General features: G+C 38.5%; 8 protein-coding genes. 3 read left to right on the forward strand and 5 right to left on the reverse strand.

What is annotated here, in order from left to right; all coding sequences use genetic code 11:
* Window positions 1-74: 74 nt before the first annotated feature.
* The 4 genes from GAB14E_RS21500 to GAB14E_RS21485 form a co-directional block, all read right to left on the reverse strand.
* Complete coding sequence (locus GAB14E_RS21500; protein ID WP_197061131.1) at window positions 75-8,936, reverse strand: immunoglobulin-like domain-containing protein; 8,862 nt, start codon at window positions 8,934-8,936, stop codon at window positions 75-77.
* A 191-nt stretch (window positions 8,937-9,127) separates the two neighbouring features.
* The gene (locus GAB14E_RS21495) at window positions 9,128-15,706 is read right to left on the reverse strand and encodes a beta strand repeat-containing protein (protein ID WP_033080321.1); all 6,579 of its coding nucleotides are present in this window, start codon (window positions 15,704-15,706) and stop codon (window positions 9,128-9,130) included.
* A gap of 54 nt (window positions 15,707-15,760) precedes the next feature.
* Complete coding sequence (locus tag GAB14E_RS21490) at window positions 15,761-16,588, reverse strand: sulfotransferase family protein (protein ID WP_033080322.1); 828 nt, start codon at window positions 16,586-16,588, stop codon at window positions 15,761-15,763.
* Between the two features lie 352 nt (window positions 16,589-16,940).
* A complete protein-coding gene (locus GAB14E_RS21485) occupies window positions 16,941-17,447 on the reverse strand; it encodes a hypothetical protein (protein WP_033080323.1) in 507 nt (168 codons plus the stop codon).
* Between the two features lie 320 nt (window positions 17,448-17,767).
* Here GAB14E_RS21485 and GAB14E_RS21480 point away from each other — a divergent pair, with 320 nt between their 5' ends.
* The 3 genes from GAB14E_RS21480 to GAB14E_RS23810 all read left to right on the forward strand — a co-directional run bounded on the left by GAB14E_RS21480 (window position 17,768) and on the right by GAB14E_RS23810 (window position 23,952).
* Complete coding sequence (locus GAB14E_RS21480) at window positions 17,768-20,968, forward strand: ATP-binding protein (protein ID WP_033080324.1); 3,201 nt, start codon at window positions 17,768-17,770, stop codon at window positions 20,966-20,968.
* 161 nt (window positions 20,969-21,129) lie between these two features.
* Window positions 21,130-21,759 (forward strand): hypothetical protein, encoded by a 630-nt coding sequence (locus GAB14E_RS21475; RefSeq protein ID WP_033080325.1) that lies wholly within the window; start codon window positions 21,130-21,132, stop codon window positions 21,757-21,759.
* Between the two features lie 228 nt (window positions 21,760-21,987).
* On the forward strand, window positions 21,988-23,952 hold the full coding sequence (locus GAB14E_RS23810) for an ATP-binding protein (RefSeq protein WP_052093364.1): 1,965 nt from the start codon (window positions 21,988-21,990) through the stop codon (window positions 23,950-23,952).
* Here the strand turns inward: GAB14E_RS23810 and GAB14E_RS21470 are convergent.
* Window positions 23,949-24,566 carry a nucleoside deaminase gene (locus GAB14E_RS21470; protein ID WP_052093366.1) on the reverse strand — a complete coding sequence of 206 codons (618 nt, stop codon included), beginning with the start codon at window positions 24,564-24,566 and terminating at the stop codon, window positions 23,949-23,951. The genes GAB14E_RS23810 and GAB14E_RS21470 overlap by 4 nt on opposite strands.
* Window positions 24,567-24,602 lie beyond the last annotated feature (36 nt).

The following is a 24,602-nucleotide window of genomic DNA, read 5'->3' on the forward strand; positions in this document are numbered from 1 at the left end:
TGTCCTTACGAGGATAGGAAGACACTTAACTTAGCAGGTTAAGCATCTTTAATTTCCAGTCATTAAGCTGAATACTAAGCCGCGTGCAGGTAGTTTCTTACTTTTCTCATTCTTACCAAAACAAGTAATATTAATAACCAAAAAGTCGTACCTGCATTGAGACGCTCTGCGAGCGCTTCGCTTTCACCGTCAATGACACTTACTACTCGAAAGCTAGTAACACTCGTTGTTGATAACTCACCATCACTTACCGTGACTTGTATTTCAATTAACTCATCTAAAATAACTTCAGGTAGGCTTACATTGACCATTGCGAATGTGGCATCATCAAAAACCACTTCAGGACCTGAAACTTGCTGCCATAGATAAGTAAGCTCATCACCATCTTCGTCATTAGCTTGTGCAGTTAGGCTAAAGCTTGTCTCTTCTGCATAACCATATTCGGGAGTAGTAATCACGACCACGGGAGCATGATTAACAGCATCTATCACAATAGCACCAGGATCTTCTACTGAGCCATTAATGATAAGGTCTACATCATTAGGACCACCATCTTCTATTATTAACTGGAAGCAGTTATCCCCCTGGTTTAACCCTAATACATAGCTTTCATCATTAGCAGCAGGACAATTACCATTAATATCAGTGTGTGCTGAACTAATGTTATTGTTTTCATCTTCGACAAAGGTAAACCAACCATCACGCTCATTATACTTACGGTAAATGGCGCCAGCAGGTAAAAAAGTATCAACAGCCATCGGAATAACAACGGCAACAGAGCTACCTTGCTCAGTTAAACCATCAATTGTAAAGTTATACAATGGCGTAACCGCCAACACACCTTCATCATGGGTTTCTGCGGCATTATCACCAACAAGCTGCGCTAAATCATCTACCGATAAACTCGCTTCATTACTCGTGACACCTTGGGAAGAAACAAGTGAGCCAAGTGACATGATTAATCCTGCAGTTGTTTGCATTGGCTCAGTATTTTCACTGCTTGGCAAACGTGTGGTATTGCTATCGTTATCTAAATAATCAGCAATGCCATCACCATCACTGTCGCTATAACCTTCATCACTATCATTAATACCATCATGGTCACTATCACTACTGCTGACTAGCTCAGCTAGTTGCTCAACCACAAACCGCACAGTTTTTGTCACCGATAACGACTCTTGGGTATTATTTTCAACGACACTGACCTCAAAGTTATAAGTTCCTTGTTCAAGTGTGCTGGGTTCAAGATGATACGTTAAAACATCAACAGCATTAGCAAAAGTACCACTGGCATCTGTCCAAGTAATATCATGCTCATCATTGAAGTTAACATCGCTTATTTGTAGCGCAAACGTTACCTCACCCTTATCAGGATCAATGACACTCACCAATTGATCGTTTTGACTCATCGTAAAACTAAGCAGCGGTGCAATATTGCCTTCAACAAGGATCAATTGGCTTTGGCTTGTATCACCAACAAAGACATTGTCGACTTCAGCTAAATGGAGCACCAAGTTATCCGCTGTTTGCAGTGCTGTTGGTATCAATAATGACAGTTTACCTGTGGTACCTTCATCAATAATCAGCGAATCAGTCTCAAGTTGTTCACCATTTAAAGATAATTGATAACTAATCGATACTGGATAATTGGGTGCATCTCCGCTTAAATTAACATCGATATTATAGACACCACCAGACTCAACCAATAACGTGTTTCTAATGCTTGCCTCTGGATAAATAGTAACAGGTACTGTAGCTATGCTTTCATTACCCGCCATATCAGTCGCTACAATTTGTAGCTCATGAAAGCCGGAAGGCAGCATGGTATTCTCAAAAGTCGTTACCAAAACATCACCATCAACAATGTCTACCGCAATAGCGTTAACCAAATAATACACGTCAGTTAAGCGACCTTCAGCATTGACCGTTATTGCTTCAACTGTTGTAAAAACAGGTGCCGTTGAGTCTATAATCACTACCGCTTGTATAGCCGTACTTTGATTACCCACACCATCAATTGCAGTCCAAGTCACTGAGTGAGTACCAATTGTTAACCCTTCGGATAAATTTGATGTCACTGTAGGTGACTCAGTAGAATTATCAGTAACACTAGGTGAAGGTAGTTCTACAATAGTTACCTCACCCTTGGCCTCAAAGATAAGCTGTTCCAACTCTGCAAATACTGGTGCTTGAGTATCAACAAATGCAACCAACGGCTTGTCATCTTCATCATCTAAGATGCCATCGTTATCGTCATCAGTATCGGCATTGTTACCTATATTATCGCCATCGGTATCAACTGATTCTGCGGGGTCTAATGGGAAGGCGTCCGATGAATCTTCAACGCTGTCATTATCATCATCACTATCGGCGTTGTTGCCCATTCCATCATTGTCGGAGTCTAACCATTCTGTAACATCTGATGGAAAATCATCTATTTCATCCGCAAACCCATCACCATCAGAATCCTGTCCAATAATTTTCTGCACTGTCACTTGACGGTTCCTAGTTTGCCCTGGGTTACCTGCACTATCCGATACATTATAACTTAAGAGGTAAGTACCTACTGTTGAGCTATCCACCGAGCCAGCAACAATAACATTATTAGATAAATCACCATCAACATTATCAATGACGCTATAACCTGCTTCAATATAGGTCTCATTCCAGCCCAATATTGCCGATGTACTACCCAGTAAAGTTAATACTGGTGCGCTTTGGTCAATAATCGTTACGGTTGCCCGTGCCGTACCTAAATTGCCTGAGCTATCAGTAGCGCTAAAGGTTATCGTGGTTATACCAAGAGGGAAGAGTGAAGGAGCATCATGACTAACTGCAATATCAGTGTCGACATTATCACTTGCGCTAGCAGCGCTTAAAAAGTCATTGATGTCTATATCTGAATCAAGTGTTCCATTAGCGTCTACTGCTGCCACGATAATATTAATGGGAGAAATAATTACCGGAGCAGCAGCATCTTGCACCGTCACTTGACGATTTTGAGTCGCGGTAAAGTTACCTGCAGCATCTTTAATTTTATAACTGATGATATAAGTACCTAGGGTTGAGCTATCAACAACACCATTAACGACCACATTAGCCGATATATCACCATCAACATTATCAATAGCGCTATAACCTAACTCGCTATAAGTCTCATTTAAGCTCAGCGTTATTGATGTATTACCCACTAAACTTAGCGCTGGAGCATCTAAATCGGTAACCGTGACCGTTGCTTGGGCGCTGCCAACATTGTTAGCCGAATCAATTGCGGTAAAATATACCGTGGTTACACCCAGTGGAAATATATTTGGCGCGTCATACACAACAGCTAAACTGCCATCAACGTCATCATTGGCATTGGCTGAATTAAGAAATGCGTTTATTTCTGTATTTGAAATTGGAGTACCAAAGGCATCAATCGTCGCGATAATGATATTGTTTGGCGCAATAACGACGGGAGCAGAGACATCTTGTACTGTCACTTGACGTGTTTTGGTAATAGCCGCATTACTAGCAGCATCAATTACGTTATAACTAATAATGTAAGTACCCACTATTGAGCTATCAACTGTACCACTAATCTCAACACTGCCAGACAAGTCACCATCAACGTTATCTAGCGCACTAAAACCGGGTTCAACATAGTCTTGATTTACCATTACATTAATGGATGAATTACCAAGCAAATAAATAATAGGTGCTGCAATATCTCCTATGTTGTTATCCAGTGGTGAGCCATCTTGCTCATCAGGAATACCATCACCATCATCATCGGTATCAGCATTGTTACCAACACCATCAAAATCAGTATCTAACCATTCTAATGGGTTTAAAGGAAACTCATCACCTTCATCAGGATAGCCATCACCATCATCATCGGTATCTGCATTATTACCAACACCATCTGCATCGGTGTCCGTGGTTTCGTTTGGATCGAGCGGAAAAGCATCGCTGCTATCATCAACACCATCGCCATCAGTATCTAGATCACTGATACTGAACTCAACAGCACCAATATCACACAAGCTTTCTTGAGGACGACTTATTCCTCTAATATCAAACTCTTGATGGCAGTCACTTTCGGAAATAACATCAACCGCAGGACCTTGAAGAGTTGGTAATACCGTTAATATATTACCACCATTGTCAGCCAGAGTTTGTTCAGTAATTTGTTCAATTGTTAATGCCGAAGTAAAGCTTGTAGCTGAGTCAAAGGCTTGTACAAAACTTAAACCTGTTTGGCTGACAAAACCGTTAAGGCTATTGGCACCTACTAGGTTATAACCTAAATCATTGACATCATTAACAACATAGATGTTATTGGCCTTGGTGCCGGTATTACCAACAAATAAGTTGAAGCCTAAGTTATTTGTTGAACTTGTAGAGCTAATCGCGCCTGCATCGTTAGTCGACTTATTATTAATAAAGCTAGAATGTTTAACAGTCAGTGGAAAATCTTCAGCTTGCTCAATGCCATGGGTTTGCATAAAAATGGAATTGTTAACATTTAAGATATTTTGGGACTTCACCTCTCCAATATTTTTAAAGACAGAGTCATTTATGGTTACGGTCAAATTCGATTGATCTGAAGTTGTATATAAAAGGCGTTCGCTTGAGCGGTTTTCATTAATAACTGAGATACGGTTGAACTCGATATTATTATCGCCACCACGCACTTCAAACATACTGTCATCGGTATAAGCGTTTGTGGTGCTAAGATCAGAAATCGTTATTTTTTGACATTGAGTATCAAATATTTTGACTAACGGTGAGCCCGTCGTAATATTGATCAAATTAATATTATTCATCTCAATTTGGCAATTAATATTTTCTCGTAAATTAATCGACGATTTACTGCCAATAATATCAATATTTTTTACTGTCGCGTTACCACTACTAATATTAAGGGCATATTGATTGCTTTGCATTCGCGATACACCCGTTAAGGTAAGTCCAGCAATGGTATAATCTTGGCTACCTAATGCCGTAAAAATAATCACACTAGCATTATCACCAATAATATCTGTAACCGTTTGGGTAATACCTAAATTATCAGTTAAATCTGGACTGCTTAAATGATCAACATCACCACTTAAAATCGTTTTAAATTTATGAGGGTCTGCCTCAGTTAATAGAGTTGGATTCGCAGCGGCATTAAAACCGCCATACAAAGAAACGTTACTCGGTAATTTAAAGGCTACAAGATCATTATTAAAAACATTGTTATCACTTTCATTTGGGTAATATAGCCCTTGCGCTAACCAAATTTGTTGATTGGTATTAGCTACAACTAAGGCGTCTTGCAAGGTACGAAATGGGCTTTGCCAAGATTGGCCACATACTTCATTTGCCGCATCACAACTTGAGCTGCTATCAACATAAATGACACCGTTAATATAGTTATCAGTAACCATACCGCTCTGTTGACATTCACTATCACAACTATCCGGTATGCCGTCCAAATCTGAATCTGTTAAGCCCGCTAAACTAATATAAGGGTAAGCATCATTAAAATTCGTTACGCCATCGTTATCAATATCAGCGTCATCACCGTTTACCGTCCCGTCACCGTCAGTATCAACAACAAAGTCGCCGAATGAGTAGGTAAAAATAGCTCCGGCATTAGACGCTTGGCCGTCATGTAAATAGTCACCCACTACAATTTCTGAAAAATTATCGCCAGTGATATCATCAATTACAAGTAGGCTTTCAGCAAAACTGCCTCGACTCAAAATATTTTTATTATTTATTCGTCCTATAATGTGCTTTTTACTGGTTGAGTAAAAAATAATATCGCGTACGGATCCTGAGCCATCATCACCTTCATCAGTAATGACAAGATCAATACTGCCGTCACCATCAATGTCAGAGATAGAATAAAGCTGGTCTGCAAAGCCGCCTAGTGAATAGTTACCGGCAATTAACTGCTCAATTTGATTACCGTCTTTACCTGATGCGAAAGTGATAAAGCGACGTTCTTCACCGTTTACGGTTAATTTTGTTCTATTTGAATAAACAAAATCATTGATGCCATCATTATCGATATCGCCAATTGCAACCATCTCTTCACCAATCTCTTGATTAGTTTCTTGACCACCTACCTGATACAAAAGTTGATTATCTGCACCAGAATATGCATAGATTCGCCCTTCTCTATCATTTTGCCCATCGAAACTTGCAGCACTGACAATAAAATCAGCAATTAAGTCATCATTGATATCACCTAATACCGCGATTTCATCACCAAAATAACCGCCTTCTCCTTCGATATGACTTAATTCACTACCGTCAGCACCCGAGTAGATATATACCGCGCCAATATTATTTTGCACATTATCAAAGCCCGGCAAGGTTACTAAGATATCAGCAATGCCATCACCATTAAGGTCATCTATAAAAGCTAATTTATTAACATTTAAATCATTCGGTATAGCAATAGTAAACAAAGATGTGCCCGCTTTACTTGAAAAAAGTTCAACAGATTCAAGTTCATCACCATTTGTTCCTCGCCTGCGCACCAAAAAATCGGCAATATTGTCGCCATCCATATCTGGTGCCGATATCATCGCCTCAGCGAGCTTATCGTCTTCACCCTCACCATAGATCTTATAAAGTATTTGGCCTGTTTTAGCTGACATCACATGAACTGAACCGCTGTTGTCAAAGCCATTACTGTCATCTTCGTGAGCACTAATTGCTAAATCATTAACGCCATCACCATCAACATCTCCAATATTGGCTATTGCTTGGGCAAATCGGATATCGGCATTATCACCACTTTGCTGGCGAATTGGGGTTAAACCAGGTAGCAGAGAATTTAAAGGGGCACTATCTTTACTGTCAATATAACCATCATTATCATCATCTACATCGGCATTATCACCTATTCCATCTCCGTCAGTATCCGAGGACTCAGCAGCATCAAGAGGAAATTCATCTTGGTCATCATTAACGCCATCATTATCATCATCTAAATCGGCGTTATCACCCGTGCCATCGGAGTCATTATCTGTAAACTCGCTAGCATCAAAAGGAAATGCATCACTATCATCGTCAACACCATCATTATCATCATCTACATCAGCTATTAAGCCCGAAGATAAACAATTGGCATCACAATCATCAGGAATACCATCGTTATCATTATCTAACAAGGCGCCAATAGCTATGCTTGGAAAAGCATCTAGTTGGTCACTAACGCCATCGCCATCAAAGTCAGCGAGGAAGTAAACAGTGCCATTTTGCATTAATGCGGGAAGTTGATTGTTAGTGCCAAATTGCCAAATAGGCGTTGAATCGTCCCAATCAGCATAAAAGATTTGATTACAAGAATTATCTCCCGCATTAGTTGGGCAAGATAAGTCGACTAAGTTAGCTTCAGTGATTGTGATAGGTACATTTCTACCATAAAAAACCGCGCTTTCTGCAATACCTGTTAACCAATAGCTGCTCGAAATACTAGCATCGGGTGCAAAAATAGAACCGAGAATTGCCCCTGTATCAAAATTTCCTGTTACTTGCGCAACCACATAAGACCGCGCTAAATGTGCAGAGCTTATACCCGAAGTAATACCCCCTACCCGCTGATCGCCATTAACATAGCCGGCAACATAGACATCACTTATAGCACTATCGCTAGTACCTGTAATTCCGCCAACGCGATCTCCTCCCTTGACGCTACCGATATTAAAGGCATTTTCAATTGAGCTATTGTTAGCCAAATTACCTACGATGCCACCGACACGCTCACCAAAACCACTAATATAGCCAATATGATGAACTGTAGTTATCGCAACAGTATTTGCCCAACCAATTAACCCACCCACGTCATTACTGCCGCTTACATGACCGGTACTAAAAACATTATTGAAAGTAGTATTATCTGCCTTACCCACTAAAGCGCCTACGCCGTTTTTACCAATAACTCTTGTATTAGTTAAGTCTAGGTTTTGTATATTGGCGCCCCCTCTGGCAAAACCAAAAAAACCAACACCATCTTCTTGGCCACGGTTAATGTTTAAATTATTGATGGTAAAACTGTTTCCTTCAAAAATGGCTTTAAAAGCACTATTACTTTTGCGGCCAATCGGTAGCCAACCATCACCAGCATTCCAATAGTCATCATTGGCACCAACAACACCATCACCTGAAGTATCAAAATCTAAATCTTTAGTTAATTCAAATCCAATACAAGCTGCACCACAACCATCTGATTTACCAAATAATGCTGCACCCGCTAAGTTGTTTCGAACTTCATCCAATTCAGCCAAGGTTGAAATTTCTATTAAGCCATCGCCATCGACATCAAGATCCCAATAATTTGAGACTCCATCGTCATCTGGATCATATGCGCCATCTGGTCTTAAAACTGAACTAGGAATAATTTGTTTGCTGATAGTAGCAGAGCTATAACTGACAGCTAGTGAATGGCCACCACCGGAGTTAAAATACTTTACTTCAATAAAGTGCCAACCTACGCCTAAGGTAATGCTGTTGTTAAGCTCGTTACTATCATCATGAGTGTTATCGTTATTAATTAATAGATTGCCATTAATAAACAACTGACTACCATCATCAGATTTTAGGTAAAAGGTAATGTTTTCTTCAGCTGAAATAAAAAGTTCACCACCAAAGTACTCAGCAAAGTATTCGGTACACACACCAGAATCATTATTGCCGATAGTAAAATTGCTGCTAACTTTCTTTACTTCTGGAGAGTCATTAAAATTAATGTCTGATAGCTTTGTAGGCTTACCTTGGCATTCACTATCATAATATGAGGCAAGCGCGTGAAATTGTTTATTCCATAAACCATTGGTATCAGCAGAAGCTGTTATTGACACTGTAGAAAACATTAAAGCAAAAGGTAGCAAACAAATGTTGATAGCCTTATTTCTTACACTATAACTTAATGAACTTATCAATTTTTTCATATACACCAACCACATAAGTTAATTCCTTTTATTTAAATACGCCCAGTTATTCATTAACAAGAGGCTACTACTAGCAATTACTTTTAGGATATGAAAAGAGTTAGGAGGATTCATGGAGAAACAGGATTTTACTAACAAAAATGCCCACCACTGAATGGTGGTAGGCATTTAAAGATACAAGGCGTTTATGATTATCTAACTCGTTTTAACCGCTGATACCTAGCTAATAACAATAAGCATAAAAATAAATAGTTTATGCTACCGCCACTACTTTCGCTGTTTGTCTCAGACTCTGTTTCCTCAACTGTTTCAACAATATTAGTGACTGTAAGTGTGGTGGTTGTTACTGTTGTTAACTCACCATCAAAAACACTCACTTGCAACTCAATAACTTCATTACGATCTACAACTGGCAAGCTAACCGTTGTTTGAGTACTAGTCACATCATCAAATGTTACTGTCGGGCCAGATAATTGACTCCAGCTATAACTCAAAACATCTTCTTCTGGGTCGATGCCTTGTACTGAAATGGTTATATCACTACCTTCTTCAAAAGTTGTTTGATGGGGATTGATACTCACTTCTGGTGCTGTATTAATTGGATCTGTTATAACGGAATCTGTATTAACTGAGGCAATCATTACCGCACCTGGATCTTCAACTGAGCCGTTAATCATAAAGTCAGCATCATTAGCACCACCATCTTCAATGATTAATTGAATACAGTTATCACCTGCCGTTAACCCGACATGATAACGGCTATCATTCGCTGCAGGACAATTCCCATTGATATCTGAAATTGCTGAGCTGACACTATTTTTGTCATTTTCGACAAAAGTGTACCAACCATCTACAGTGTTGTATTTACGATAGACTGCATCTTCAGGTAATGAAGTACCGGAAGCTAATGGAATAACGACAGCAACGGAGTCGCCTTGTTCACTCAACCCGCCAACCGTAAAATTATAAAGCGGTGTCGCAGCCTCAAAATCTGTGCTTTGTGTATCAGCAGCATATTCTCCCACCGCGACAGCTAAGCTTTCAAGGGTTAAACTTGCATCTTGGCTTTGAACGCCCCGCACCAATGAGCCTAGTGACATAGTTAATCCCGGCGCTGTTTGCATAGGCTGTGCACTGACACTACTGGGTAATTCGGTAGTATTGCTATTGTTATCGAGATAATCAGCAATGCCATCACCGTCACTATCACTATAACCTTCTTCGCTGTCGTTAATGCCGTCATTATCACTATCAAGATCAAGTGCAAGTTTGGCTAACTGCTCAACAACAAGCTGTAAGGTATGTTGAACCGATAGTGCGGGTTCGGTATTACTTTCAATAACGATAATATCTAATGAATAATTACCATCGACAAGTTCACTAGGATCCACTTCAAACGTCATCAACTGATTATCATTGTTTATATCGTCAAACGTATTATCTTGTACCGACCAAATAATATCATGTTGATCTGCTTGATTAATATCTTCAATACTGGCTTGAATAGTCACTAGGCCGTTATCAGGATCAATACTACTTACTTGCTCACCATTTTGCGTAACATGTGTTTGCATTAATGGCGCAAAATTCCTATCACTCAAGGTCAACTTAGCTAGATTTTTTGTACCAATAAAAGCAGGGCTAGCAAACTCAAGGCTGATCGACATAGTGTCGCTGACAGATAAGTTAGCAGGCACCGTGACTTTTATATCACCTTGTGTGCCAGCAGTAATATTTACCCATGCTTCATCATAAACTTCACCGTTAAGGTAAATGTTATATAACACTTCGACCGGATAATGAGGCGCTTCACCACTTAGGTATAAGGCTAGAGCATAGCTGCCACCCGATTCTACATTTATCTGGGAGATAACATTAACTTCAGGTTTGATATTTAATTCAAGCTGGTAATAAGCAATATTTCCCACAGTATCTTCAGCACTTAACTCAACCATATGTTGACCTGAAAGATAAAGGGTTTCACCGACAATATTGGAGGTAACCTCACCGTCAACAGCATCAAGTGCTTTTACCTCAACCAAAGCAGCAATATCGGTTAAACGGCCTTGCGCTTTGATAAAAATAGCGTCTGAGTGATTAAATACTGGTGGAGAAATATCGCCAATCACGGCATTTAATGGCTCACCATCTAACTCATCAATAATACCGTCATTATCATCATCAGTATCTGCATTATTACCAATGCCATCTAAATCAGTATCAATGGACTCACTTGCATCTGCAGGGAAAGCATCTACAAGATCCTCAACCCCATCGTTATCATCATCTGTATCCAATTCATTAACGATACCGTCATTATCATAATCCGTATCTGCCGATAGCCCTGTGGCTAGACAATCCACATCACAGTTATCAGGTGCTCCATCATGATCACTATCTAGATAATCGTTTATGGTAATTGTCGGAAATAGATCGTTGAGATCATTGACACCATCACTATCAAAATCACCAATACCATGTTCATTACCTTCAATAAGTAATACGGGGTATTGTGTAGTTGAGCCAAAATACCAATCTGTGGTCGACCTATTCCAATTTGAATAGATTACTGGTGAACAAAGTAAGTCATTCGCCGATTGTGGACAGGTTAATTGCGCGCTAGTTAAGGCTTGACTAGTATCGGTAATATCTGAAAACCCTAAGCCCAACTGTGCTGACGATTGCAGCCAGTAACTCTCATTGATCTCTGATTCATTGGTAAGTTGACCTGCAATAGCACCTACTGAATCATTACCTGAAACACTAGCCAAGGTATAAACATTGGTTAACTTAGTCTCCTCTAAAGCCCCACCTATACCACCAACGGCATCGTTACCTTGCACCTTGCCGACACTAAAAGCATCTTTAAGTTGAGCTGATTTAATATTGTTAAGGCCAATGATCCCACCTACTTTTTCTATGCCTAACACCGGTCCTATATTGTATAACGTTGAAAAGTAACCGCCGTCAGAGTCACCGATAATACCGCCAACTTCCCCATCACCTTGTACTCGACCAATGTGATAAACATCACTTACCGATTCGCCACCACTAAAACCTAGTACACCACCAATGTTGTAACCGCCTGAAATACTACCAGTACTATAAACATTGTCATATTCTGACGATGAAGAAAAACCAGTTAAAGCACCGACATAATGCTTACCTGTGACTTGAACATTCTCCAAACCTAAATTAAGCACACGAGCACCGTCATTAGTAAAACCAATCAGTCCTACATATTGTTGATCTGGTCTGTTACTCATCAAATGTCGAATAACAAAACCATTACCTTCTAGTGTGGTAATAAATCTGTCTTGAAAATCACTAGAGCCAATTGGTTGCCAACCTAAACCACCATTCCAGTAATCATCATTAACATCAATAACACCATCAGCATTGGTATCAAAGTCTAAATCATTTATTAGTTCAAACCCCTCACAGCCATAGAGACAACCTGCACTACTGCCAAATAAAGCCATACCAGTTAAGTTGTTTCTGATTTCATTTAGCTCTGCTAATGTGCTGATTTCAATAAGGCCATCATTATCATCATCTATATCAAGGGAGTCAGTGATACCATCAAAATCTTTATCATTATCTGCCATTAACCCTGAGGCTAAACACGCTGCATTACATTCATCAGGAACCCCATCGTTATCTTCATCAGGGTACCCGGCTATTGAAATAGAGGGAAACTGATCATCTAAATCATTAACACCATCATTGTCAAAATCACCTATCCGATAGTAGCTACCTGCCATATTGAGGCTGGGATATTGTGAAGTATTACCAAAGTCCCAAGCACTATCTGATTCATTCCAGTTTTGATAGGTAATAGTGGCGCAGCTAACATCTGCTGCAGATTGTGGGCACTGCAACTGGATTTGAGACAGGGCTTGTGTATTATCAGTTATTTCAGATCTTCCTAGTGCTTTAGCCGCACTTCCAGCAAGCCAATAAACATTGTTAAGCTCTGACTCTCTGGAGATTCTTCCTGCGATAGCAGCGTGTTGTGCATTGCCAGAGATTTTTGCTAAAGAGAAAACATTAGTCAAAGTAGAAATATAGTTATTTCCCACAATACCGCCAACAGTGTTACTACCTGAGATTAAGCCGACACTGTAGCCATTGGTTAAATTGTTAATGCGATCGCCGGTAACCTCGGTACTGCCAAATAGACCACCAACATCGCTATATCCTGTTACTGGACCAATATTATAAAAGTTAGTGAAGTTTCCCCCCTCAGCATAACCAATGAGTCCACCCACCTCACTACTTGGAGATGAAACCCGACCAACATGATAAAGGTTAGTAATGTCTTCACTATTGCTATAACCGATTACCCCACCGACACTATCCATGCCTGTGATATGACCAGTACTGAAAATATTGTTGTATGTGGTATTTGAAGAAGACCCCGTCATGGCACCAACATAGTATTTTCCCGCTATATTAACTTTTTCCAAACCAAGATTTTGAATCTCTGCGCCAACGCCCGTTGTGCCAAACAAGCCAACATTGCTCAGCTCAGGTCGGTTTATCATCAGGCTTTTAATGACAAAACCATTACCATTTGCCTTAGCAATAAAAGGCGATCTATAATCAAGACCAATCGGTGACCAACCTAAGCCAGCATTCCAATAACTATCACTAGCATCAATAACACCATCGCCAGAAGTATCAAAATCTAAGTCATTAACTAATTCAAAACCATTACAAACTGAGCTACAGCCACTGCTACTACCAAATAAAGCCGTCCCTGATAGGTTATTTCTAATCTCATCTAAATCTGCCAAGCTGCTAATTTCAATAAGATTGTCGTTATCGTCATCTATATCGATTAAATCTGAGACATAATCACCATCATTATCACTAGGGAAACTATTAGCATCAGTTACTGATGTGCCATTTGCTATTTCATCTGTATCGCTATAACCATCATTGTCATCATCAAGATCGATGTCATTATTAATGCCATCATTATCCGTATCAAATGGGAAGGCATCATCATCATCTAAAACACCATCATTATCATCATCGGGATCTGTTAAGTCTGAAATGAAATCGCCATCACTATCGATTGGGATATCATTTTCATCTATTGTAGAAGTACCGTTGGCCGCTTCATCAATATCTGTGTATCCATCATTATCATCATCTTCATCAATTTGATCGGCTATTTTATCGCCATCAGTATCAATCCTCACTTGTAGCTGTAGCTTACTGCCTGACTCATCAACAACAACTGCATAGCCGCTTGATAATCCAATAAAAGTATAATTTAGGTTAGAGAGGTTGCTTATACTTCCTGCGCTAGCAAAATCAATAGTGAACTCTTCAGTTACAGTGAAATTAAAATCAAACACAGCATCGCTAGCAGTACCAAAAGCAATATCACCAGTTACAGCAAGTTCATCAAAACTACCTTGCTCTTTGGCATCTAACTCTATTGTTAACTGCCCATTAAAAGCGACATTACCAGTCACTGAAAGCGTGCCGACTCCAGAACCGGGATTTACCTCAGCTTGCTCTTCTATTTGTAAAGTATTGGCTGCTAAAATAACCCTGCCATTACCTGTTAATAAACCACCAGAAAAATTAACGCCACCATCAGCAGCTAACTGACTATTCAATATTGTAGTACCCGTGGTTTGATCAAAACTGCCAGTCCCATATAAAGCACTGCCAGAGTTAAGGGTTAACGTACCTGCGTTGGTAAAAGTAGCAGCGTTATTTAAATAACCCGATAAGTTGATTGTGCCATCAGAATTATTTTGAATAAGCGCTTCATTTTTAAGGGATTGACCTGAGTTATGAAACCAAGTACCACTGTTATAAAGGCTACCACTATTGGGGCTATTATCAGCAAAGGTAACTGAAGCAGCACCATTACCTTTAGTGGTTAAGGTGCCACCACTAAGGTTAGTTAAGGGGCGAGTAAGCGTCAATTTTTCTAAGATCAACGTACCGCTATTTTGAATAGTTTGCGCAAATCTATAAGAGTTTCGCCATTTCGATAAAGAGGCATCGCCAGCATTAGTCAGTATACCAACTTTATTATCACCCCTTGCTTGTTTAACAATTAAGCTTGCACCCACATTATTATAAAACTGCCCTGAATTATAAAAATGAGTAAAATCACCCGCGCTGATTGAGCCATCATTATTAACGACACCGTCATTAATAAAATATTTATTAGCGCCATTATTTTCTAGGGTAATAGTGGCGCCAGCTTTATTATTTAATACACCACCGGCTTCGTTATCTAACCTCAAATTATTATTATAGTGAGCATTAGAATTATATAAATGAATTAAGCCGCCCGCTTCATTGTTAATAGTCCCTTGATTCACCAAGAAATTTTGATAAGCACTTAAGTTTATTGTACCGCTATTTTCTAAGGTGCCGGCATTAGTAAAAGCATTATGTTTACCCTCTACATGGTTAGCGTAACCATTAAGATTAAGCTTGCCACCAACATGGTTTTTTAAGCTAGCGTTATTAGTTAATAAGCCCGTTGCTTCAACCTTAATAGTGCCCGAGTTATCAAAAGCAACATCGTTAGTCACATCAGTAGTGGCAATAGAAATAGTATTTCCAGCATCATTTGGGTTTGGCGTGAGCTGAGCAGCAAAGCTAAGCTCAGAGCTAAGTAATAACGGCGAGATTAATACAAGAGGTAAAGCTTTATTCACCGCTTTACTTACCAAGGAGCGACAAGGCTCAAAAACGGTTAATTGTTTAATAGTATTCAAATGATTAGTCATTAGTTATTAATCCTAGAAGTCGACTTTAAAAGGGTTTTGCGGATAAAGATCACCTTATTGCTGCCAAAAACGAGCAAAACGATCAATATTTTGCCACGCCGCACTCTCTGTCACCGTGACATCAAACGTACTTGGCCAACGAGGCTTTTGTGGCTCAACTTGATTTCTAATGACATGTAAGTCTTTAAAACCATAAGCGCTATCATCTTCCCAAGTGATTTGCTCCACATAGTTAAAGTCATGCGGAAAGTTTTTTTGTTGTAAAAATTGATAGATTGACTGCATTGTTGCTTTAGGATTGCTAGTTAACTCATCAAAATCAACAATATGCATATTGGGCCCCCAACCGCGGGTAATGGCATCTCTAATGGCATTAAACGCTCGACCAACGGGCTGTGCGTCATCAATAAACATTTCAAATCGCCCCAAAGCGGTTTTACATTTAATCGGATTATTGGCATCAAGTGGCACTTGAGAAAGTGCTGAAGTTTTACGATAAAGGTGCTCAAAAGAAGCCAAAACATCACGTAAATCTCTTACTGTGACTAATATTTTCACCTGTTCTTTACTGCCTAAAAGTGCGGCCGCCATTTCGGCGTACTCTAACCAGTAGCGGTTTTTATCAATACAAATGCTCTGCTCTACATGAGAAAAATAGCCTTGTAACATACCGGTAAGCACATTCTTTTTAATCAACTCATTTTCATTACGTTCCCTGGCTCTATTGGCTTCATTTTTGTCCCAATTATTTTTAACTTGGCCAAGCATGTCTAAAATTCCAGACGTTGGTGTGACATAAAAATCTGGATTCTGACCTAAAATATTCATCAATAACGTTGAGCCACTACGCGGCAGACCCGCAACAAAATAAACTGTTTTCACAACAAACTCCCTAAAATTACATGCTGCAACAGGAGCACGTATCAACCCTATATTTAGGTTAACAACAGATGTAGGATATTTTGTGGAGGAATTAATAACTCAAATAAAAAATGCCCACTACTAATCGCAGTGAGCATTTAAAAGTCATGCAAACAAAGGTTGATGACGCTTTAAGATTACGACAGCTTAATGTTACTTAATAAATTTTCGCCTGTGATAACCAGCATTTCAAAAAAGGAGTTAAATTAGTACTGCCAGTTCGGCACTTTTTTCACCATATATGTTGAGGCTGACTCAAGTTCCTCGATGATATTGAACACAGTAAAGTTAAACTTAGCCCATTGGTTCAAATTTAGATTAAGGTCGTACTCTTACAGCGACTATCTAAAGTTATTGCTCGGGTAATCAGTACTCGTACTTTTGAAGCTACAATTGAAACATGGTTATAACAACCATCAATAGCTGTCTCGGTAATGACTTTATTTTTAATACCACTTTTATCATTACCCCGCGCCCAGAAGCTATCAGCCCCCTTACTTGTACCCGCACCATAACTTTCCTTTGCCTGTAAAGCCTTTATTGTGTCCTTACAATTACTTAAAATAAGCACCGCTGAAGCATCATCATTCAAATGTTTAATTTCGTCTGCTCCTTGACAATTTAATGTTACTGTAGAGCCTGCAGTTCGAAATATACCTTTATCTTCAACAGCACAAGTCACTCTATTTTTATCGCCGTCAAAATACTCCACTAATACCGAACATTGCGCCAGTTTGGCACTCTCGTAAGTAATCGATAAGTTACCTGCTAGCGTTGAGGAACAAGCTAAAACCAGTGATGTTGCAACTATTTTTTTCAAAATTTAGCGCTCCTAATTAATCATTTTGCTATCAATCAACATGCCACAATGTTCATTTAACAATAACAATGTGGATAAATTATGGGTTTATTGATATTTCCTTTGCTATTACAAATGACCTTCAGACAAATAAGCTCTAAATATTCAAAAATGTTTTCTCTATTCAGTGTTATTTAGCCCAAGTTTCTCCTAAGTTTGCGTCTAAACTTAAAAGTAGACGGTTTTAAAGTATAGACAAGTATTTACTAGGGTCACTTGCAAAAATGAACGAATTAAAACGACTTTTCCTCACTAGAATTTCTTGAAAAAAGTGACTTATAATGATGACAAAAAGCCTAGTTATTCTCTTTTTCCTGCTTAAGTTAATTATCTATCAAACGCTTGCTGTAGCTAAGTCGCCTACAACTCTCCCTATATCTGTGTCTCCTTTAGATGTTCATAGTCCGTTCTTTCAGACACTTAATCACGAAAGTGCTGTTTTCAATTATGTGAATTATGAGATAGCTCAGGATAGTGAAGGATTTTTGTGGTTTGCAGGTTATGGCGGTTTAGTCCGTTTTGATGGATATGAAGTTAAGGAGTTTAAACACGACCCTAAAAATCACTACTCCATAGCTGAAGATGCTGTACGCAGCATCAGTGCTGATAATGATGCTGGTCTTTGGTTATCTCTATATAACTTAGGCCTGAGCCACTACGATGCAAAAACAAAAACATTTACTCATTACCCACACGATAAAAATAACCTCAACAGCCCAAGTAGCAATACGATTAGAGATATTATTGTCTTGGAAAATAATGACTTGTGGATTGGCGGTAAAGGCGGCTTAAGTTATTACACCAGTAAAACAAAAACGTTTAACCATTTTGTTTCTGGCAGTGACATAAAGAATGATAATTACATCCTTGATATGACTATTGATAGACAAGGCGTACTCTGGCTATCTACAGCAAAAGGTCTAAAAGTATTTGATAACATCACTAAGAAGTTAATAGTGCCAACTTTAGTTAATGAAAATAATCAGCCGTTAAAGCCAGCGCAGCAATCAAAGTTATTTAGAAAGATTATCACCGCTGAAAATGGCAAAATTTGGCTGGCTGGTTTTCATGAAAATATCCATGTGCTTGACCCAAATACAAAGATGATTTTTCCACTTGCTGATCGAGAGAAAGGCGGTAAGTATAATCATATGAGTATCAACCAAGTGAATGATAATGAAATATGGGTCAGTAATTTGACCACTGGCATTGAAGTATTTAATGCTAAGACGATGGAGAAAACCAAACATATTTCTGCAAATAATAAAAAACCTCACCAACTCCAAAGAATTAATGTCGATGTTATTTATACTGATGTTTCAGGCAACATTTGGCTAAGTTTTTATGGTGAAAAGCCGCAATTTTATAATCAAAACTTATCTGCTTATCAATACATTAAGTTTGATAGAAACATCAACGGTGAAGGAATATTAAGGGTAAAACCTTTGGATAAAAACATATCAATTATCTCTATTTTTAAGCATCTAGCACTTTTCGACAGGAAACAAGGTTCGCTCAAGCCACTTAACTTTCCGAAATCTTTAGCCTTTAAAGATACAGCATGGGAAATATCAGAGCTGACGCTAGGAAGGGATAACGAATTATGGCTTGGCTTAACAACACCAACACTTATTAAGTTCAATTTAGCAACGCAAGAGGAACACTACTACTCCTTTGATGAGTTAGGTGTTAGAGGCAATGTTACCTACGGAATAAATTATATTTCAGACAACGAAATTATTATTTCAACCAGTGGCGGCGCTATGACATTTAATCCAAAAACAGAAAAGTTTGCTGCATTAAAAACAACGCAAGGTGACGAGATACATTCACGTGTATGGCGTAGTTATAAATCAGAGCAAGATGACTACTTCCTTGCATCCAACGAGGGCTTACTTTATCAACTCAATGACCAGCAAGGCTTTTCGTTGTTGCCACTAGATAAATCAACATTTAAGGGGTCGTCTGTGGAGATGATCGCTAAAGGAAAAGAAGGGGAATTATGGATTTTCACCAATCAGGCTATTTATCAAGCCAAGATAACCGAGGCGCAAATAGCACTCACACAAGTGCCTCAACCTGATAGTCAATTACCCATCGATAGAGTAGCTATTACCATTGATGAACAAGGCTTATTGTGGTTAGGGCCCTATGTTTATTATGACCCTTATAATAGAAAATACGTAAATCTTAGCCACTACAGTTACCTTACTAAAAATGCCTTTAACGATACTATATCGTTAGCGAATCATATCTATGTAAGTTCCGATAAAGAAATACTTATTATAGATAAAAACAAAATTGAACCACAAACTTACCAAGCTCCAATAAGGCTTACTGAGCTCACCTCTGGTAAGCAACAATTAAATGAACAACAACTAGCCAATTCGATAACTATACCCGCGATATCACAAGAATTTAGTGCCAGGTTTTCAGCACTCGATTTTGCTCATGCCAATAATACAAGTTACCAGTACCGTTTAAAGGGCTTAGATGAATTCTGGCGTACCACGTCTTCATTAGAGCGACGTGCTAGTTATAACTCGCTGCCACCTGGTAACTTTGTTTTAGAAATCAAAGCGTATCATGAAAGCGGAGCAGTTGAGCATAGAAAGTTATCCATAGCCATTACCGTACAGCCAAAATTTTACCAAACGATTTGGTTTAAAATATCTATAATTTTCACTATCGCTGTTTGTCTTTGGCTAATACACAAAGTCTTTTTAAAACGTGCCATGGTAAAAGAGCACGCGGTAAATACTCACAAATTGGCCATTGAACGCGCAGAGATGATGGAAGATCTCATCATCAAAAAAAACCAGTTGCTTGCTGATGTCTCCCATGAACTGAGTACCCCACTTACGGTATTGAAACTACAAGTAGAGTCTCTCAAAGATGACTTAGAAGACGATGTACAAGTGACCTATCAAGCCCTTGATAATAAACTTGATGATATTCAGCATTTAATTGATGATATTCATCAACTTGCCCAGTCAGATGTTGGCGCCTTACAACTAAACATGAAGCATTTCGAACTTAATGAAGCCCTAGATCATTGGCAAGAAGAGCTTTCACAATTCATTAATAACAATAAGCTGTCTTTTACATTCATTCGAAATTTACCCAAAACACTCATGGTTAATTTTGATAAAGATAGGATTAAACAGGTATTCATCAACTTATTGACCAATAGTATTAAATATACCAATAAACCCGGTCAAGTTCAGTTGCATGCAACTGTTCAAGAAGACACGCTAGTGTTTATCATTGAAGACAGTGCTCCTGGTGTAACGGGTGACGATTTAAGCAACATATTCGAACGGCTATATCGTGTTGAGAGTTCAAGAAGTAGAGAAACAGGTGGCTCTGGTTTAGGGTTAGCTATTTGCAAAAGCTTGATTTCAGGACATAACGGACAAATATATGCGAAACAGTCTGACATAGGCGGGCTAAAAATTGTGATTACACTTCCCCTACTTTAATCGACTTAACTTGCATGATCGCAAACTGATATTTATCCATATTTTATCCTAACTCTTTTAATATCATTATTATGTCAAAACATGGAAGTGCTCATCTACAGTGCCATTGCTCAGTAAACAGCCCTTCACAGCCCCTATAATTAACGACATAAGGAAAAATCATGAGGTTAAAAACAACACTCTTTGTTTTACTATCTTCGATTTACACCATAACAGCAAATGCAGGATTAATTCATACCGGTGACGGGATGTTTGCCCTGGATAGTAGAGATGCTACCTACATGAAAATAACCAGCTCATTTGGAACCATCTCTGATTTTGGTATCTACTTCACCAATTCCTGGGGAGCCAAAACATTGTATACCTTAGTACCTGAACGCACCGAGATCCTCCGAAATGATGTGTTTTATGCCAATATGTTTAACAACACACCGCTAAAAGAAGTTTACAGCTGGAACGGCGAACAAATCATTGATTATGATTATTCCAACGGAGATGTATTTGGTTTTTATATGTTAACTGGTGGTTATCATTTTTCTGAAACAGATATTAGCTTTACAGGTCCGAGTGGCAATTATTCTGAAGGCGAATTAAACCTATCTCATGTAAATACAATTACTAATGTCACCTTTAGTGAACATCCATTTTCAGATGCTTTCTACCCAGATCCTTTACCAACAACTCCTCCAATCGAAGTGTCTGAGCCAGCAACTGCATTATTATTTTGCATGGTCGGACTGCTAGTTATAAGGCAAAAGCGTGACAACCCAAAAGGTCAAATAGCTTATTAAACCATTACGTCTCGCTGCTAACAGTATTGAAGAAAATTGCAGGGAGAAGCAATAACGGTTATGTTAATGTCCACGGCCAATTAAATAAATTTACGGTGTTTCATCGTTCTGCAGGCTTTACCCAAAATCACTAATGATGGGTAAAGCCTCATCAATTTCTTCTATTTTAGAGAGTCCCCGTTGAACATTTTGCTTCTTATAAAAATAACAGTTTTTTCAGTATCTTGTTTGAGTTCCGTATCATTCGGACAATCTTTTCTTGAATTAAAAAGTCAACTTCAATCAACAAAAAACGACATTGATAAGTTAAGTTTATTGCAAAAAACAGAGTCTCAGGTAGCACACTTTAACTACACTGAGCAAAGCAAATACTGGTTTTTACTCGGCACTCATTATGAAAAACAACGTCAACTAAACGATGCTGTAACAGCCTTTACTAAAGGCATTAACCTGCATAATAGCCATAATTTATCACCATCAAGTTTATTAGTTAATCTACATATTGAACGCTCTAGAGCAGCAGGTAGTGTTGATTATTACAATACTACGGCCTGTGAAGACCGTGAAAAAGCTTTGTTGTTTGCCAGAGAAATATCGCAACCTAGTCTAATTGCCAAATCCATAGCCTACTATGCTAAATGTTTGCAAAGTGAAGAACACGGTATATCTAACAGCCTTAAATTATTTGATGAAGCTTTTACTATTGCCAAAACACAAAAGCTAGAACCTCTTATAAAGCAAATTATTTATAATCAAGCAGCCTCACTATCATTCCGCGCGTTAATTTATGACAAAGCTTATGAATACAATGAGCTTGCGCATAGAGCTTTTACCGCAACAAATGATACAAACAGCGTATATGTCTCCATTATAAATGCCATTCATTACAGTAGCGCATTAGTTGATATTGAATTAGCTAAGCAGCATTTAGCTGAATTAAAAGTGTTTGCCAAAAAACACCCTAAATTTAAAGGGGCAATGCTAAAGTTTTACTATTTATCGGCAAAAATAGCGCAGCTAGAAGAAGACTGGCCACTAAGTATTTCTTTTTTAGAGACCGGGTTAACTGAGATCACAAACAGCCAAAATATCTCCTATATCCAAGCGACTTATGAGCTACTCAGTATTTCCTACTTCAGAGTTGGTAACATTGAAAAAAGCTATCAAACATTATTAATAGTTGAACAACTTTATCCAAATAAAAAGCCCATAAAGCAAGAAATCTTACTTATAAAAGGTATGATGACAAATAAGCCAGATGAAATAGCAATATCAGCATTTAAGCTCATTGATAAAGAAAAACAATCAAAGAATAGGTTTGTTAGACAATCGAACATACAAGCATCCAAAATATTTGATGATAATTTAAAACAACTAGACAATATCATTTTAGAACAAAAGCTTACCGTAGTATTAGTGTCTACCTTTTTGATTATCGTTATTTTAATCGTTTTTTCTTACCTACAAATACAACGAAAAAAATTAGCGCTTAAAGAAAAGCACTTTATGGATAAGCTATTAACTCAAAAAAACAAAGTACTTGCCGATGTTTCCCATGAGCTAAGTACCCCACTTACCGTGTTAAAGCTGCAAGTAGAGTCGCTCAAAGATAATTTAGAAGAGGATGTACAGGCAAGCTATGATGCGTTAGACAATAAGGTCAGCGATATCGAAAACTTAATTGCCGACATTCATCAATTGGCCCAATCAGATGTTGGTGCTTTACAACTAAATATTGAATCTTTTGACCTTAACCGTACCCTAGGATTATGGGAAAATGAATTAAGTAATTTTGTAAATAAAAACAAACTTACTTTTGAAATCAACAGAGACTTACCCAACGGATTACTCGTTAGCTTTGACCGAGATAGAGTCAAGCAAGTATTTATTAACTTACTGACTAATAGCATTAAATACACCGATAAACCTGGGAAAGTGAAATTATCAGCAAGTGCAAAGGGTAATACTCTTTATCTATCAATAGAAGATAGTGCTCCTGGTATCCTAGATAAAGACTTAGCGGCCATTTTCGAGCGCTTATATCGTGTAGAAAGTTCACGCAGTAGAGATACCGGTGGCTCAGGTCTAGGGTTAGCTATTTGTAAAAGTTTAATAGAGGCACATAGTGGTGAAGTATACGCTGAACATTCCAAGCTAGGTGGTCTGAAAATAGTTATCCAATTACCAATTTAAGCCTGATCGCTTTCTAAAGAATCACTTTTTAATGAAGAATTATGATTAGATAGCGCGCTTACCCCTTGCCAGTCCTCTATATCTTGGTCTGGTTTTTCTTGTCGAAAGTTACTATAAAGTGAAATGCCTTGTTGATCCTCTAAGATATCAACTTGAATACCTTTATCACGTAAAAGTGCTTCATTACCTGACGCGTTGGTAACGTCTCCAACCACCACACGACTTACTCCCCTCATGTATAATAATGTCGCACAAACATCACAAGGACTAAGTGAGGTAAATAGTGAGGTACGGCTAAAGTCTATTCTGCCCGCATCTCGCATTGCTGACGTTTCACCATGATTATAAGGGTGATCTTCTTGGATAAGGGTATTATGTCCTTTGCCAACAATCTTTCTAGTCTTGTTATCAATAATAACTGCGCCAATAGGGCAACCGCCTTCATCATAACTTTTTTGCGCAAGTAAAACGGCAATACGCATAAAGTCACTATCTGTTAGACCTAAAGTAAAATCACTATCCAATAATACAGGAAGGCTATGTGTTGGCATATGCGCAATAGTGTTTAATACCGTTGCACTTTTATTGGTGTGTTTATCAAAGAGGGTCTTCATATTGTATGCTCAGAAAATTTAATAAATGTTAATTAG

The sequence above is a fragment of the Colwellia psychrerythraea genome, assembly GCF_000764185.1.
Taxonomy (GTDB): Bacteria; Pseudomonadota; Gammaproteobacteria; order Enterobacterales; family Alteromonadaceae; genus Colwellia; species Colwellia psychrerythraea_B.

Coding starts and splice junctions, on each gene's coding strand:
- GAB14E_RS21500 (WP_197061131.1), bottom strand. CDS start 8,936: ATGAAAAAATTGATAAGTTCATTAAGTTATAGTGTAAGAAATAAGGCT.
- GAB14E_RS21495 (WP_033080321.1), bottom strand. CDS start 15,706: ATGACTAATCATTTGAATACTATTAAACAATTAACCGTTTTTGAGCCT.
- GAB14E_RS21480 (WP_033080324.1), top strand. CDS start 17,768: ATGATGACAAAAAGCCTAGTTATTCTCTTTTTCCTGCTTAAGTTAATT.
- GAB14E_RS21475 (WP_033080325.1), top strand. CDS start 21,130: ATGAGGTTAAAAACAACACTCTTTGTTTTACTATCTTCGATTTACACC.
- GAB14E_RS21470 (WP_052093366.1), bottom strand. CDS start 24,566: ATGAAGACCCTCTTTGATAAACACACCAATAAAAGTGCAACGGTATTA.